This window comes from Bartonella sp. SD1336NMGDW (assembly GCF_042193565.1).
GTDB lineage: Bacteria > Pseudomonadota > Alphaproteobacteria > Rhizobiales > Rhizobiaceae > Bartonella > Bartonella grahamii.
Genome location: NZ_JBHILW010000009.1, coordinates 1 through 14,588 on the forward strand (window position 1 = coordinate 1; position 14,588 = coordinate 14,588).

14 protein-coding genes, 1 other RNA gene and 1 pseudogene are annotated in these 14,588 nt (G+C 37.7%); 8 read left to right on the plus strand and 8 right to left on the minus strand.

Features of this window, described 5'->3' with window-relative positions:
* Positions 1–79 precede the first annotated feature (79 nt).
* The 3 genes and pseudogenes from ACFIKH_RS06225 to ACFIKH_RS06235 all read left to right on the plus strand — a co-directional run.
* Positions 80–1,234, plus strand: a pseudogene (locus ACFIKH_RS06225) (type IV secretory system conjugative DNA transfer family protein); the annotation flags it as partial.
* 711 nt (positions 1,235–1,945) lie between these two features.
* Positions 1,946–2,485, plus strand: coding sequence for a helix-turn-helix domain-containing protein (locus ACFIKH_RS06230; protein WP_375671208.1), 540 nt, complete (start codon positions 1,946–1,948; stop codon positions 2,483–2,485).
* Positions 2,486–2,765: 280 nt separating this feature from the next.
* On the plus strand, positions 2,766–3,122 hold the full coding sequence (locus ACFIKH_RS06235; protein ID WP_375671210.1) for a helix-turn-helix domain-containing protein: 357 nt from the start codon (positions 2,766–2,768) through the stop codon (positions 3,120–3,122).
* Between the two features lie 360 nt (positions 3,123–3,482).
* Here ACFIKH_RS06235 and ACFIKH_RS06240 read toward each other — a convergent pair whose 3' ends face one another.
* The 3 genes from ACFIKH_RS06240 to ssrS all read right to left on the minus strand — a co-directional run bounded on the left by ACFIKH_RS06240 (position 3,483) and on the right by ssrS (position 5,408).
* The gene (locus ACFIKH_RS06240; protein ID WP_375626371.1) at positions 3,483–4,304 is read right to left on the minus strand and encodes a TIGR00282 family metallophosphoesterase; all 822 of its coding nucleotides are present in this window, start codon (positions 4,302–4,304) and stop codon (positions 3,483–3,485) included.
* A gap of 18 nt (positions 4,305–4,322) precedes the next feature.
* Positions 4,323–4,928, minus strand: coding sequence for a 5-formyltetrahydrofolate cyclo-ligase (locus ACFIKH_RS06245; protein ID WP_375625410.1), 606 nt, complete (start codon positions 4,926–4,928; stop codon positions 4,323–4,325).
* A gap of 319 nt (positions 4,929–5,247) precedes the next feature.
* Positions 5,248–5,408, minus strand: a non-coding RNA gene (gene ssrS, locus ACFIKH_RS06250) — 6S RNA.
* A gap of 542 nt (positions 5,409–5,950) precedes the next feature.
* On the opposite strand from ssrS, the gene ACFIKH_RS06255 reads away from it, so the two are divergent.
* A complete protein-coding gene (locus ACFIKH_RS06255) occupies positions 5,951–7,651 on the plus strand; it encodes a DNA polymerase (protein ID WP_375625360.1) in 1,701 nt (566 codons plus the stop codon).
* A gap of 897 nt (positions 7,652–8,548) precedes the next feature.
* On the opposite strand, the gene ACFIKH_RS06260 is transcribed toward ACFIKH_RS06255, so the two are convergent.
* Both ACFIKH_RS06260 and ykgO read right to left on the minus strand, forming a co-directional pair.
* A complete protein-coding gene (locus ACFIKH_RS06260) occupies positions 8,549–9,334 on the minus strand; it encodes a tetratricopeptide repeat protein (RefSeq protein ID WP_375671212.1) in 786 nt (261 codons plus the stop codon).
* A gap of 154 nt (positions 9,335–9,488) precedes the next feature.
* On the minus strand, positions 9,489–9,614 hold the full coding sequence (gene ykgO, locus ACFIKH_RS06265) for a type B 50S ribosomal protein L36 (protein WP_013545486.1): 126 nt from the start codon (positions 9,612–9,614) through the stop codon (positions 9,489–9,491).
* Between the two features lie 503 nt (positions 9,615–10,117).
* Between ykgO and ACFIKH_RS06270 the strand changes: the two genes are divergently transcribed.
* Positions 10,118–10,306, plus strand: coding sequence for a hypothetical protein (locus ACFIKH_RS06270; RefSeq protein WP_375626368.1), 189 nt, complete (start codon positions 10,118–10,120; stop codon positions 10,304–10,306).
* Here ACFIKH_RS06270 and ACFIKH_RS06275 read toward each other — a convergent pair.
* Complete coding sequence (locus tag ACFIKH_RS06275; RefSeq protein ID WP_375671214.1) at positions 10,280–11,431, minus strand: 5-(carboxyamino)imidazole ribonucleotide synthase; 1,152 nt, start codon at positions 11,429–11,431, stop codon at positions 10,280–10,282. The genes ACFIKH_RS06270 and ACFIKH_RS06275 overlap by 27 nt on opposite strands.
* A gap of 1 nt (position 11,432) precedes the next feature.
* Positions 11,433–11,930, minus strand: a complete 498-nt coding sequence (gene purE / locus ACFIKH_RS06280) for a 5-(carboxyamino)imidazole ribonucleotide mutase (protein WP_375625365.1) — start codon at positions 11,928–11,930, stop codon at positions 11,433–11,435.
* Between the two features lie 811 nt (positions 11,931–12,741).
* Between purE and ACFIKH_RS06285 the strand changes: the two genes are divergently transcribed.
* The 3 genes from ACFIKH_RS06285 to ACFIKH_RS06295 all read left to right on the plus strand — a co-directional run bounded on the left by ACFIKH_RS06285 (position 12,742) and on the right by ACFIKH_RS06295 (position 14,301).
* Positions 12,742–12,894: a DUF5993 family protein gene (locus ACFIKH_RS06285; protein ID WP_375626364.1), complete on the plus strand. Its 153-nt coding sequence runs from the start codon at positions 12,742–12,744 to the stop codon at positions 12,892–12,894.
* Positions 12,895–12,904: 10 nt separating this feature from the next.
* Positions 12,905–13,480: a disulfide bond formation protein B gene (locus ACFIKH_RS06290; RefSeq protein ID WP_375626362.1), complete on the plus strand. Its 576-nt coding sequence runs from the start codon at positions 12,905–12,907 to the stop codon at positions 13,478–13,480.
* A 698-nt stretch (positions 13,481–14,178) separates the two neighbouring features.
* Entirely contained in the window at positions 14,179–14,301 is a 123-nt protein-coding gene (locus ACFIKH_RS06295) for a hypothetical protein (protein WP_375626360.1), read from the plus strand.
* A 49-nt stretch (positions 14,302–14,350) separates the two neighbouring features.
* Here ACFIKH_RS06295 and ACFIKH_RS06300 read toward each other — a convergent pair whose 3' ends face one another.
* Positions 14,351–14,545: a hypothetical protein gene (locus ACFIKH_RS06300; RefSeq protein WP_375626358.1), complete on the minus strand. Its 195-nt coding sequence runs from the start codon at positions 14,543–14,545 to the stop codon at positions 14,351–14,353.
* Positions 14,546–14,588: the final 43 nt, after the last annotated feature.

Genomic DNA, 14,588 nt, shown 5'->3' on the forward strand with positions numbered 1-14,588 from the left:
CCTTACCTATCCCAACAAATCTATCCATAATGTATATGATTACACAGATATAAATAGATTACAAGTAAGCTGTTAAAGCCCTTCAACTGAAATCGCTCCAATGGTAAAAAAAACAAGGCAGCTGTCAAAAAGAGAAGTATACGTTCTTGATCCTCATGGTTCTTCAACAAAAACTTTTAACCCTTTAGATTGGCTGTTAGATGAAAATCTCCCCCTTTATGAAAGAGAAGCGGGTGTGGTTGAAGTTGCTAGACTCCTTCTTTCTGAAAACGACAAATCAACTTCGACTGATCAATTTTTTGTATTACAAGCACATAATTTGTTAACAGGGCTTCTTGCGCATATTGTCTTTTCTGATGAATACGCAGTAAAGGAAAAAAACTTAAAAACCCTTCACACGATCATGTCAATGCCAGAACCCTCTGTGATTGGAAAATTGCAATCTATACGATCAAATTCTTCATCCCAATTTATTCGTGAAACCCTTGGCGTTTTTACAAACATGGCTGAACAAACTTTCTCAGGTGTCTATGCTACTGCTGCAAAAGATATACAATGGCTTTCACTCTCTAACTATGCAGATCTTATTAGTGGTCATGATTTTAAAACTACCGATATAACAAAGGGAAATATTGATATTTTTCTAAATATCCCCTCAAAAATTTTAAAATCTTATCCAGGTGTTGGGCGTATCCTTGTTGGCTCTTTTCTCAGAGCTATGGAGGCTGCTAATGGTAATTATGCAAAAAGAGCGCTCTTTATTTTAGATAATGCTGATCTTTTAGGATATATGAACATTTTAGAAGAAGCACGTGATCATGGACGCAAATATGGTATATCTCTCATGCTTTTTTACAAGTCTGTAGATCAAATAGAACACTATTTCGGTTCGTCAGGCGTTATGACATGGTTTGAAAATTGTGCTTTTGTAAGCTATGCCGCAATAAAAGATATTAAAACTGCTGAAAATATATCTAAGGCATGTGGTCAAATGACCATTGAAGTGAAAGATTCAAGCAAACCTCTAGGAGGATTCCATACAAGAGGGACAGAAAATATAAACACCCAGCATAGACCTTTAATATATCCACATGAAATAACACAAGAAATGCGAAAAGACGAACAGATTATTCTTATGCAAGGGCAACCACCTGTTCGTTGTGGACGCTCTATCTATTTTAGACGTAAGGATTTAACAGCTCTTACTAATGAAAATAGCTTTTCTTCTCAATAAAGCACTTGTTTTTAGTTAAAATGAATAAAATATTGTTGTATTTTGGGATGATATAATTAGAGATAAATTATTTTTATAGTACATTTTTATAGTACAGTGGCTTGAAAATGGGAGAGTCATGAGCAGTCTTTCTGCTAAGAAGACAAAACACCAAAGAAGAAAGGTTAGATGCAAAACAGAGCATTGCTTCAACTATAATGCGTGGGGTGTTCAAGATAATACGTAGAATATTCGTTTGGATATTTAAAACAATACGTAGAATGTTGGCTGTGATATTTAAAAGGTTGCTTTACGCAATCTTCCTTATTTTATTATTCATTCGTAAACCAGTTTTTGCCTTCTTAAACTTCTTTGCTGGTGGCTTGGCTTTATTCCTATTTTTTCTTTTTTTCGGATACACAGCGAGAGTTGCACCCTATGAACACCAAACAGCAATGGTCATTGGTGGTATCATCATGATATTTCTTTGCTTGTTTGCTCATGATGCCTATGAAAGGTTTTTACTACGTCTAGCATCTCTTGATTATGATCTTATACTTATTTCAATAAATAGCGCTCACTTCGTTCATACATAATTTAATCAAAAATGGGAGGTTATCTGCCTCTGATAAAAATACAAATAAAGACTGTTTTTAAATTTTATTGCCAATTTCCTGAAATTACTTTATTGTAAGCGAATGTTTTGGTCGTCTACGCAGCGATCAACAGGGAATGAAAGACCCGAAACTTGAGACACGTATTTATCCAGCTTTATGGATATCCCGGATTTCCGGGAGCTTTTGTTATGTCCAGGTGCGTCTGCGCACTAAAAGCAAAAGGCTGAGTCAAGTTTCAGCTCTTTCAACTCCCGGAATACTTATGCGAGGGCGCTCGCAACCGGTAGGGGAGCTTGAAGTGAAAGCTAAAAATCCACACTTTAACGACATTTCGATAGGCAGAAAAATTCGCTTTAAAAGAACAATGCTGGGGATGTCGCAAAAGCAATTAGGCAGCCAGTTAGGTGTGACGTTTCAACAAATCCAAAAATATGAAAAAGGCTCTAATCGTATAGGGGCGGGGCGTTTACAAGAAATTGCTGATATTCTCAATGTTCCCATTTCCTTTTTTTATTCCGATCTCTCAACAAAGGAAAACGCCTTGGATCCTTATGATGAAAGGATCTCGAGCAAAGAAGAGCAAGTCCTTTTGAAAAGCTTTAGAGAGCTTAAACCTAAAAAGCAGAAGGCAATTTTGTGTTTGATTGTCTCATGAGATAAAAACACTGTTTTAAATTTATTGCTGGTCTCCTGAAATTATTTTATGAACAAGAACGAGGGTTCTCGTTGTACAGTGCGGTTGAATGGTGGAGCCCAAAGCCTGAAAATCCAAGCTGAGACATTAGCCTGCTTTATAAGTATCGCGAGATTCCGGGAGCTTTTGTTATGTCCAGGTGCGTCTGCGCACTAAAAGCAAAAAAGCTGATTCGAACTCAGTACTTTCAGACTCCCGGAATACGCATAAGAGGCGCTCGCAACCGGTAGGGGAGCTTGAAGTGAAAGCTAAAAATCCACACTTTAACGACATTTCGATAGGCAGAAAAATTCGCTTTAAAAGAACAATGCTGGGGATGTCGCAAAAGCAATTAGGCATCCAGTTAGGTGTGACGTTTCAACAAATCCAAAAATATGAAAAAGACTCTAATCGTATAGGGGCGGGGCGTTTACAAGAAATTGCTGATATTCTCAATGTTCCCATTTCTTTTTTCTATACGGATCTCTCGACAAAAGAAAATGCCTTGTATCCCTGTGATGAAAGGATTTCGAGTAAAGAAGAGCAAGTCCTTTTGAAAAGTTTTAGAGAGCTTAAACCTAAAAAGCAGAAGGCAATTTTAAGATTAATTTTTTGTTAGAATAAAGAAAAAATTAAAGAGGCTCTTGCTAAATAATAAATTATTCTATAAACCCTTTTTTAGAGAAGGGGGTTAGCATTTCTCCTCCCCCCCCCCCCGCAGAAATGTCCAAATAGAACCTCCTTCTCGTCATTTTAAAAATCATGAAAATTTGGACCTTTTCCCTTTTTAAAGAGTGACTTATTTGTGTTAGAAAAGTTGCTGTGTTAGGCAAATTGGAAGGCGTGGTGTTTTTAGGGATTTGGGAAGGGCTTGAAAAGTCATCTTGCCAAAAAGAGTTCTCAAAAGGAAACATTGGAGAGCAATCATCCAAAGGGCGCACAGTGGAGAGCGATCATCAAAGGGGCGGCTTAAAAGAAGCTACCAAAAATCTGGAACTTCAGGCTTTAAATGAGGACCAATCCGTACTGCCGAGACCTTTTCTGCTAAACCTGTGCGGTCTGAAATCTCAACCGCTAAACCACAAAGGGTGGCGGGACCACATGCCGGTTCAAAACGATCTTGCTTCGTCTTATAAAGAAAACGGTGTAAGGGTTCTTCTTTGTCCATTCCAAGAGAGGAGTTATAATCTCCACACATGCCTGCATCTGTTAAATAGGCGCTCCCACCTTCTAAGATTTGTGCGTCAGCCGTGGGAATATGCGTATGCGTGCCAACGATAACACTCACACGACCATCAAGAAAATGGCCAAAACATTGCTTCTCGCTTGTCGTTTCTGCGTGAAAGTCAAAAATAACCGTATCGGCTTGCTCCATCAACGAACAGGCTAAAAGAATATTTTCTGCTGTTTCAAATGGATCTTCTACTTTGCACGGCATAAAAACGTTGCCCAACAGATTGGCGACAAGAACACGGGCTCCATTTTTTGCTGTAAAAATACCTACACCTCTTCCAGGAGTTTCTTTCGAAAAATTGGCAGGGCGTAAAAAACGATCACTCTCATGGGCATACTGCAATGCTTCTTTGTGAGAAAAAGCATGATTGCCCGTGGTCACAACATCAACACCGGTCATCAAAAGATCTTGATACGTTTCTTGTGTGAGACCAAAACCACCAGAGGCATTCTCACCATTTACCACAACAAAATCAAGCTGCCACTTCTTAATCAGTTGAGGAAGGTGTTCAAAAACAGCTTTACAGCCTGTGTTACCAACAATGTCACCTAAAAATAAAAAACGCATAGGCGCTTTAATCACATTTTAACATTTTAAGAAACCTTTTTCTGTAAAAATCCCCTGTACCTGTAGATCATGTTCTGCTGCGCGAATAGAGGAAACCTCCTGACATGAAAATCCTATGCCCCATAATGTTATTTGATGTCCTTGTTTTTCAAGAGCTTCAACCGCACGGTCATAATATCCTCCTCCATAGCCAAGACGGTGACATTGACGATCAAACGCAGAAAGCGGAACAATAATATTATTGGGGACAACAACGCTACTGTCTGCACTTGGACCAAAGGTGCCAAAACGCATGGGCTCTAAAATCGTGTTGGGCGAAAATGCACGGAAAACCATGGTGGTGGAATCAAGCACTGCTGGTAAGGCTAAACGTCCGCCGCGTAACGCTACAGCATCCAGTAAAGGACGCGGGTCAATTTCCGATTTAATGGGCCAATAGCCTGCTAAAATGAGCTGTGAAAAATTTGTCCCCTTTTTTTCAAGGTATTCAATAAAGTGGCAACAAGCACGCTGCGAAAAGAGTGCCCGCTCTTCTGTTAAAAGAGCATCACGACGCGATAAACCGCTTTTTCGCTGCTGTGTACGAAGGGATAAAGCCGATTCACAGAGGGGATTATGTGTCATTGTCTCGCCAATTGTTTTATAAGATGCTGGTATTTTATCCATTGTTGGCGTTTTGTAAATCTCTGTGTGGACAAGAGCTGTGCTCATGAAAAAATGTGCGCTCTTATGGTAGGGTATCTTGATGCGACAAGCTGCTTTTGCGTTGCTTGCGTGCAAAGGGATGAAGCAGATTCACAGAGGGGATTATTTTTGTAAGTGCTGTCTGTTTTATAAAATAAAGCTCAACGTAATTTTTATTTCTTGAAAAGAGCATATCGTCATTGGTCTTATGTAAAAGGACGCTCTCAATTTTTATCTGGAAAAATTTTGATGTAAAAAAGGGTGATCCACAACAGCCGATGGAAAAAGCTGATCCCGGGAACCTATACAAATAGGTGGGCGCCATATGAAAAAGCCCACGGGCTTGATCAGGGACAGCTCCCTTGGAGATCATTAAGGTCTCAGGAATACGTTATTTCCTGTCGAGAAGCGCAGAACACCCTCCTTAATATAAAACAATTTCAGAGTTTCTGCTAGAGATAAAATAACTACAATCTCTTATTTTTCATAAAGTTTTTTCAGGATGATTCTATAACCTTGCGGGTGGCTGCTAGAAATGGCTGTATGATATATAGAACGCGTTATTCAAAGTAAAAAAAGCAAAAAATATGAGTGGGGGTGGGTGATTGAGTGAGGCATAACGGTTTATTGGCAATCGCTTGATTTTTATGTTTCGGGGGAATGTTTGGAGGAGCTTTGAAGGGGAATATTTTTTATTCAAGGATGTTTGTTAACTGACGTTGCGTCTTTGAAGTTTTTGCCTCGTGGGGAATATTTCAGTGCTGTTTTATCAACTTTGAGGGCAAATTGTGAACGCTTTTCGTTTCTATGATTTTCTAAGTGTAAAAAGGTATCTCCAATCATGGGGTGAAGGCTATGAGAGTGTTCGTGAAGAGCGAAATATAGTAAAAGATAAATATTTTTTGTTTTTAGAATGAAGTAAACACAATAAAGAGGTGATAAAATCTAAAAAGGGAGGAAACATGAGACTTATCAACTTTAGAAAATTATATACTTTTACTTTCAAGGCGACAATTAAAGAACCTGTTAAGCCCTATATGGTTTCAATTGTTAATGTTGAAGATCTAACAGATATCACTGTTTTTACAATAAACGATGGTGATCCTGTTAGACTTTTTTTAGAATTTGTGAAAAAAATAGAAAACAGTACAAGATTTTATGCTTATAACCTAAACTATGATTATGCTATTATTCGATCATGGTGTCATTTTAATCAAAATGATCTTATAACACCTAAATTTTATGATTTTATCTCGCAAAAGGATAGAGTTCTTAGATCGGAACTTGCATTTCAATCAAATAAATCAAAAAGAGTTTATCTATTCGATTCATTAGAGTTATTTTTAGTTCCTTTACAAGACATAATAACAGCTTTTACCGATTTAAAACAAAGTGAATCTTCTCTCTTTGAGTGCATTGATGATGTTATTATTCATCAAAATGATATCGACTGCTGTGTGAATGAAAGCAAGGGATTAGCCATTGCTCTCAAAAAAAGACTCCAATGGGGAAGAAATAAAATGACTTTTGCAGCTGATGCTAAAGCTGTATGGTCAGAAAAAATGTTTAAAAAATTTACAAAAATTAAAGCAGAAACATATTTATTCCCATCTTTAGAAGAAGGTGATGATTATATTTTTAGAAAAGCAAATGACGGTGGTTTTTGTTTTTTTAATAGATATATGGGTAAATTCATAAATAAAGAAATTGAAATTTATGATGTCAATAGTATGGGCCCTGCTATGATGTTAAAACAATTACCTATAGGGGCACCTCTTTATAAAAAAGGTAAAATTGAAACTAATGACTTACACCCTCTAGGTCTTCAAAGATTTTATATAAACTCAGCAGAATTAAGAGAAAACAAAATACCTATTTTAAATAATAACACACAATCATCATCTGGGGGTGTTGAATATTTACAAATTTTATCTGAATACGAATGTGAACATAAAAAAATATTCATGTTAACATTACAAGAATTTGAATTGTTTAAACAATCTTATCACTACCAAAATTTGGAATTATTAGATGGTTATCTCTTTCAAGCAAGAGATGACCTTTTTACTGATTATATTGATGAATTTTTTGAATTGAAAAATTCTTCAGATAAAACAATCAGCAGAATAGGAAAAATGTTTCTTAATTCATTATGTGGAAAAATGGCTGAACGTCCTCATAGAATTAAAACATATATCGAATTTGAAAATGATGTTCTTAGATTTATTTGGGGTGAAACAATATTCCAAAAATGTGGTTATTTGCCAATTTCTTTATTTGCTGGAAGCTATGCTCGTATGTTTTTAATTGAGTCTATTTACAAAATTGGACTTGAAAATTTTATCTATTGTGACACTGATAGTATCCATTGTTTCAAAACTGAAAATGCTAAAAAATTAGATATTCATCCCTCTAAAATAGGGGCTTGGAAATTAGAAAATAAAAAGAAAATTATAGCAGCTAAATATTTAGCTCGTCGTCGATATTGTTTGCAATTTGAAGATAATACTTTTCAAGCCGTTTGCCCATATATACCTTCTGACAAATTAACGCCTCACATCAAGTCATTGGATGATTTTCAACTTGGTAAAAGCGTTAAAATGACAGGTTTTAAAATGGGTGTTGGTGGTCTATACCCAATAGAAAGATTTGTTTCAATTTAAAGGAAAATAGGAAAGTGACTATACTGGGAGATGAAAACGTGCATGGAAAGGCGTGAGGGTATCAAATTTTATCCTGTTATGGCGTAACATACTGTTATTTACTGGCAATATAAGGTTGCTATCCTTGATAGGTTCAATGTTTTAATGTGTGTGGTCAATGTCCTTAAGTTTAAGAAAATCCCATATGTGGGAAACCAAGAGAAGTCTACTAGAATTCGGATTGTTTACAGTCCGAAGCGGGTTAAGAGACTTCGTGCTTTAAGGTGTGGGGAGGATATTCATTGGCAATCGCTTGATTTTTATGTTTCGGGGGAATGTTTGGAGGAGCTTTGAAGGGGAATATTTTTTATTCAAGGATGTTTGTTTAACTGACGTTGCGTCTTTGAAGTTTTTTCCTCGTGGGGAATATTTCAGTGCTGTTTTATCAACTTTGAGGGGTGGAGAAGAGCCGATACGGTATGTTCTCTGCTATGGTTGAAGCTCATAAAAATAAAAAAAGACGATAACAGTTTATCAAAGGGCTCAGCGATGTTTTAAGTTTTTTTCAAAAAATATTTTTTGAGGATCGTGTTTACAAAATTTTTTTTTGTCCATGATGGAGAGATGTGAAAAAAGAGGCGGTGTGAAGAGGACTCAAGCGTGAAGCGTTTGCTTGCTAGGAGAAGAAATTCTTTAAGGGGTATATTGGAAGTGTTTGGACGCTTCCTTTAATACAAAACAGGTCAAAATTCAAAAAAGACATTTTCAATTGCGTGGGGTGGGGTCAATTGCGTGCGGAGTGTTTGAGGGCGTGGTTATGAGCAGGGGGGCTTTTAGTTTATTGAGTGGAATGTGAAGAAGGCTTGCGTCTTATCCAAGTTTTAAAGGATGCGTAAAGCATCTCGTTTTTGAATGGTTTCAAAGAGCTTGTGGTGATTGTTCGTCTAACAGAGCTTGTACGCGCTTTTGAATTCTGCGCATTTGTGGGTAATACTCTAATGCGGTTTCATAGGCTTTAAGAGCCAGTTTTGGACGCTCTGTTGCTTCCATGGTAACGCCAAGTTCAAAAAAAGCGATATAGTTGCGCGGCTCAAGTTCAAGAGCATGGTTGAGATCAAGCATGGCAAGCTTGAAATCGTTTAGTTGAATGTGAATCCAAGCGCGCCTTACCCAAGCTTCAGCGTGAGTAGGTAAAAGTGCAAGAGCATTATCAATATAATCAAGCGCCAGTCCATAATCATCACTGTTAATAGCATTTTCAGCCCATGACATTAAAAGATCAATCGTCTCACTCCCCGATTGGGACCACAAATGTTGAAGTTGTTGACTGATCTTTTTTGCTTGAGAAACATCAGCACAATATTTCAACTCTTTCAGTAAACGTAAAATTTCGGCTTCTTTGCGTTGCTTAACTCTGTCAATATGGGAAAGCTGCTCTTTGTCAAGATCTTCAAGAATAACCGCAGACAAATCAGAATCGGAGGGCGTTGAGGAAGGGGGAGGAGAATTGGGAATAAGATCATCTAAGGGTAAAAGCGATTGTGGAGAAGGCCGATCTTCAGGAAGCGAAGGAGGATTTTGCCCATAGCTAGAGGGAACAAAACAAAATATGCCAACAAAAAAAAGAAAAAAAACGCGACTGAAAATACAGAAAAAACGCGACTGAAAAAATCGAAAGGTTTTTAAAAAAATAGAAGAATCCATAAAAACAAGCCCCCAAAAGATAAATCACCAAATATTATCAAATACTAGACTTGTAATCAACGAACTTATAACCAACCGACTCGTAACCCAAAAAATCTTAAGAAAAAATTTTTAAGCCTACAAAAAGTAGGCATAAAAACATTAACCAAAAGAATTAGCCTTGACGCGCTCTAAAACGAGGGTTCGTCTTATTAAGAATATAAATACGACCCTTACGACGCACCAAACGATTGTTACGGTGGCGCTCCTTTAGTGCTTTAAGCGAATTTTTAATTTTCATCATATTCACCGTTAAACAGTTTACGTAACACAATACTATGATACAACATTAAAACAACTATGATATAACATTAAAACACAAAAATACAACACCACAACCCCAATACACTGTTCACTCAATGAACATTGCATTGCGATATTGTACTTGCATCATAACATCACACGATACACTTTTTCACTGTGATCACAAAAAGAAAAACGCACCCTTAAGGTACGCATTAACACACTTCATTAGCACAACGAATAAGTGAAAATTGCAAAAAAAGTAAGGGAGATTTAACAAGAAGTCTTATTCTTGTCAAGGGTGTATTATACATTTCCTATGGTGGGTTAATGGTTTCCTTGAAGGTAAAAATATTCTCGCAAAAGAAGGACAAAGAGTGGAAAAAAGTAAAAGCCTTTTCAGCTTTAAACAAATAAGCTCTGTCAAGGGGGTGTTGAAAGGTCAGGAGCGCTGTTGAGCCGTTGGATTGTTGATTGGTGTGGTTTTTGAGGGTGGGGGGTATGGAGGAGAAGGAGCTTGTAGGAGGGCGTGAAGCTCTGCTAGGGGGCAAATTAAAAGGATTGGGGCGGGGGGCGGCGCGCTTTGAGCCGCTGGATATCGGTGTGAGGGGAGAGGTTGTTTTTCAGTTCATTGAGGGGAAAAGCATTTGTATATATGTGGGTTTAAAATTTGCTAGCTGGTCCCATTAATTGGATGACATGCCCCATTTTGCGGTAGGGTTGAACAGTGCTTTTGCCATATAAATGGATCGAGGTGCGCTCTTGCTTCAGAAAATATTTTAACGTGCTTAAATTTTTCCCAAGAAGATTTGTCATTTGGCAATCGCTATGGCGGTATGTGCTGCCCAATGGAAGACCGCAAATAGCACGGATATGCTGTTCAAATTGTGAAGTTATGCATGCTTTTTGTGTCCAATGACCAGAATTATGGACACGCGGCGCGAGTTCATTTACTAAAAGATGACCATCCGTTAAGACAAAAAACTCAATACAAAGAACACCAACATAATCGAGGGCATCCATGACTGTTAGGCTGATTTCTTGGGCTGCTTTTTGCACGTCAAGTGGAATATGTGATGGAACAAAGGATTTATGAAGAATTCCGTTTTTGTGTTGGTTTTCAGGGCAATCATAAAAAATATGTTCTCCTTGTTTTGTGCGAGCCGAGAGAACTGAAATTTCCGATAAAAAAGGAACTATCTCTTCCAAAATACAAGGCTGCTCCTGAAAAGTCCTTAAGGCTTCGTCAAGGGTTTGTTCATCGGGGTGGTCAAGCTTGATCTGGTTTTTTCCGTCATAACCAAAACGACGCGTTTTTAAAAGACCACGTCCGCCTAAGGCATCGAGCGCGGAAAGAAGAGAAGAAGAATTGTCAACAGCATACCATGAGGCGGTGCCAATCCTTTGATCACGCAAAAATTGCTTCTCAAAAAGTCGATCTTGCGTGATCTCTAATGCTTTGGAAGAAGGATAAACAGGCTTACTCTTCTCTACATATTGAACCGTTTGAAGCGAAAGATTTTCAAATTCATAGCTGACAACATCACACTGAGAAATAAAATGATCTAAAGCTGATGTATCGTCATAGGAGGCAACAATATGGCTGTTTGCTGTTTGAGCGGCTGGGCAATCGGCCTCAGGGCAAAAAATAACTGTTCGAAATCCTAATTCTGCGGCCGCTATGGCGAGCATCCGTGCTAACTGTCCGCCGCCGATTAAACCAATGACGCTGCCTGGAGGTAACATGTTAGGTGAGAGGGTGTTGGGTGAGGGGGTGGTGTTGGGTGAGGGGGGCGTGTTGGAAAACGGTGCCATTTTAACCCTCCGTTACAGGCGTTTTGGCGACATTAGCTGTTTGTTGTTGACGCCAATCTTGTAATCGTTGGGCGAGATCATGATCATAAATGGCCATAACGGCTGCGGCTAAAAGTGCTGCATTAATTGCACCTGCTTTGCCAATTGCTAATGTGCCAACGGGTATCCCTGCTGGCATTTGCACAATTGAAAGCAAAGAATCTTGACCAGAAAGAGAATGAGAATGCACTGGAACGCCAAAAACAGGAAGAGGCGTAAGGGCTGCTAGCATACCAGGAAGATGCGCTGCGCCCCCTGCACCGGCGATTAAAACTTTAAACCCTGCTTCTTTTGCTTCTTTTGCAAATTGATAAAGGCGTTCAGGGGTTCGGTGTGCTGAGACAATATGCGAACTATGAGAAATACCAAGATTTGTCAAAATATCTGCGCTATGGCACATCGTTTGCCAATCCGATTGGCTCCCCATTAAAATCGCGACATCACATGATTTTTTCATCATTCACCATCCTTTTCAAAGGTTCAATGCGATTCTTTATCATTATTTTTTTTAAAGTTTTATATTCTCTTTGCAAAGCCAATTGATGACAGAGAAACAGTTATTTTTCAAATAAGATGGAAAGCTAAAAATTTAAAGGGGGATCTCGAGAGATGAAAAATTAAAGTATTGAAGGTTATGAAGCACTTCTTTTGAGGGGGAGGGATGAATTTTGAGGGGAAGTGTTAAGGGGTGGTGTTGGACCTATGAGGCTGTTGAGCTGCGGAATTGCTGTTTATTTAAGGTAAGAGGAAAAAATACATCGGGGGAAAGGCATTGATTGTAAGTTTTTTTAAAAATGTTTCATTTTTATTTGCCAAAATAAACATGGTCACCATATATTATGAAATCTGCTGCAATTTGAAAAATTGCTCATGAGAAAAAGAGATTTTTATGGCGAAAATGCGTTGCAAAGTGAGGATATTCTTTGAGAAAAAAGAGATATCGATCTCTTAATTTCAAAGGCTATTTATTTTGCTGTTCAAGTGATTATTTTAATTGAGTGGGGGGATATGCTCTTTGTAATCGTTGATATATTTTAATAATAGCTGATATAAAGGGAAGCGAATAATCAGCGCTTTTGTGCTTTTGTTGAGATGTGTTTCTTAGCGATTATATGGTTCTTTGTTTTTTCACTTAGATAGTATGACAAGAAAAGTGAATGACGAATTGTGAATAATAAATCCATGGTCTCTTTTTTGCCCAATTTTGTAATAATGGTGGAAGCTGAAATAAATTAAGAGTTAAACACCGGATGTAAAGGAGATTTAAAGCTATGTTTTTTCCATTTTTAATCGCTTTAGGTACTGCAATAACGACTATGTATGGCAAAAAAAATATAAGTTATGCTCTGTGGGCAGTTTTATTCGTTGTCATTCTTCTCACTTTCAATCATCACGCAACTTCTACTTTAAATTTATCTTTTTGAGAGAATAGCCATGGAACATGTTGAACAAAAAAATCCTCACTTCGTCATCTTTATGAATACGCTAGGACTCATTGGGTTATCCATTGTCTTGGTGGTGGCTTTTTATTATCAATTGGTAAAGTTTGAGTTACCGTGTCCCCTTTGTTTGCTGCAGCGCGTTGGATTGATGCTAGCAGGTTGTGGGTTCTTGCTCAATATTCACTATAAGGTGAAAAATACCCATTATGGTATGGTTATTCTCGGTTGTATGGTAACGAGTGCCGTTGCAGCACGGCAAGTGTTTTTGCATATAACACCTGATGATTTGGGATATGGTTCAACGTTCTTTGGATTGCATTTTTATACTTGGGCTTTCATTATTTCTGTCCTTTGTATCTTTGCTGTCACATTTGTCATGATTTTAGGCGAATTGGCACACAAGTTCAAAGAATTTTCTCCTTTTCCATTTTTGAGTAAAACGGCAAGTTTTTTATTTGTGTTTTTGATTGCGGCAAATTTGATTTCTACCATACTGGAATGTGGTGGCGGACAATGTGCCGATGATCCTGTAAGGTATGAATTGTTATCAAATTGGTTCCCTTCATAGTCTTGAAATTTTTTAATAATCCCTCATCATGGTTTTATTGTTAAAGAGGCGGAAATATTTAAAAGTCCGCTTCTTTTTTATTGACTGGGAAGACATTTCAGCAAGCTTTTCGATAATCTGATCTTTTATGCCAACGCTGCCTTTTATGAGCGCTTGCGATTGGTATTTTTTTAGCGAAGACCTGCTCTGTGAACCTTTTATACGGTCTTTTGAGGGAGATGAAGGGATTGGTCGGAGGCGTTTATAGGGCAGCCCCAAATTGTTGAGCCGCGTGGGTTAAAAAATTCGTTTTTTAAAGGTGCATTAACGATAAAATTTTTTTCCTCTTGATTTTTCTTAACGTTGTGTTAAATAAACCTTTGTATTCATTTTTGATGCTTCTGAAGTATCTTTGCTGCTTTTAGAGGGATTAATTTAAAATTTTGAAAATTATCTGAATAATTTTCTACAGGGGTTTGTTTATTAGAGGCAAACCTTTTTTTTTATCTAATTTTTAGATGTTTTTTCAATGTGAAGCCTTTTTTAGAAAAAGGTAAGCATCTTGATGATGACTCTCCTATTTGTTAATATATTGATTTATAATGAAATCATTTTCAACGTGAAGCACAACGCTGAATAGAATAAGATTTTCTCATCATCAGTTCTCTTATATTGAATCAATTAAAATTACTTGCTTGCACATCATGAGCGGGCGGGCCATGTGGGTCAAAACTTTACAAGAAAGGCATAACTTTAATGAATTGGCTCTTGAACTGAAGGCTGTCGGCAACATTAGAAGCTGGCAGAATTTTTGTGATAGTGCCGGTTTTGTTCCTGCATAAGCGTAAAGATAAGGAGGGTTGAATGGATTTTATTCCCTTCATGGGGGCTTTACCATGCCTTTATGGATAGCGTTTGCGAAATGGGTGTGACGAGCGTTGAGAGATCTGTCTTTAAAACAAGCGTGTGAATATGCAACGCAAGTATCGTGTGTTTTGTGCGTTTTGTCTTACGAAAAAATACTGACTTATAAGGATAAGTTATCGTTGCGAATGTTGAATGAGAAAAACGAAAAGGTTCTCTCATTTCAAATTTTCTTCTAGTCAATCAATTAAATGTACTCTCGTAC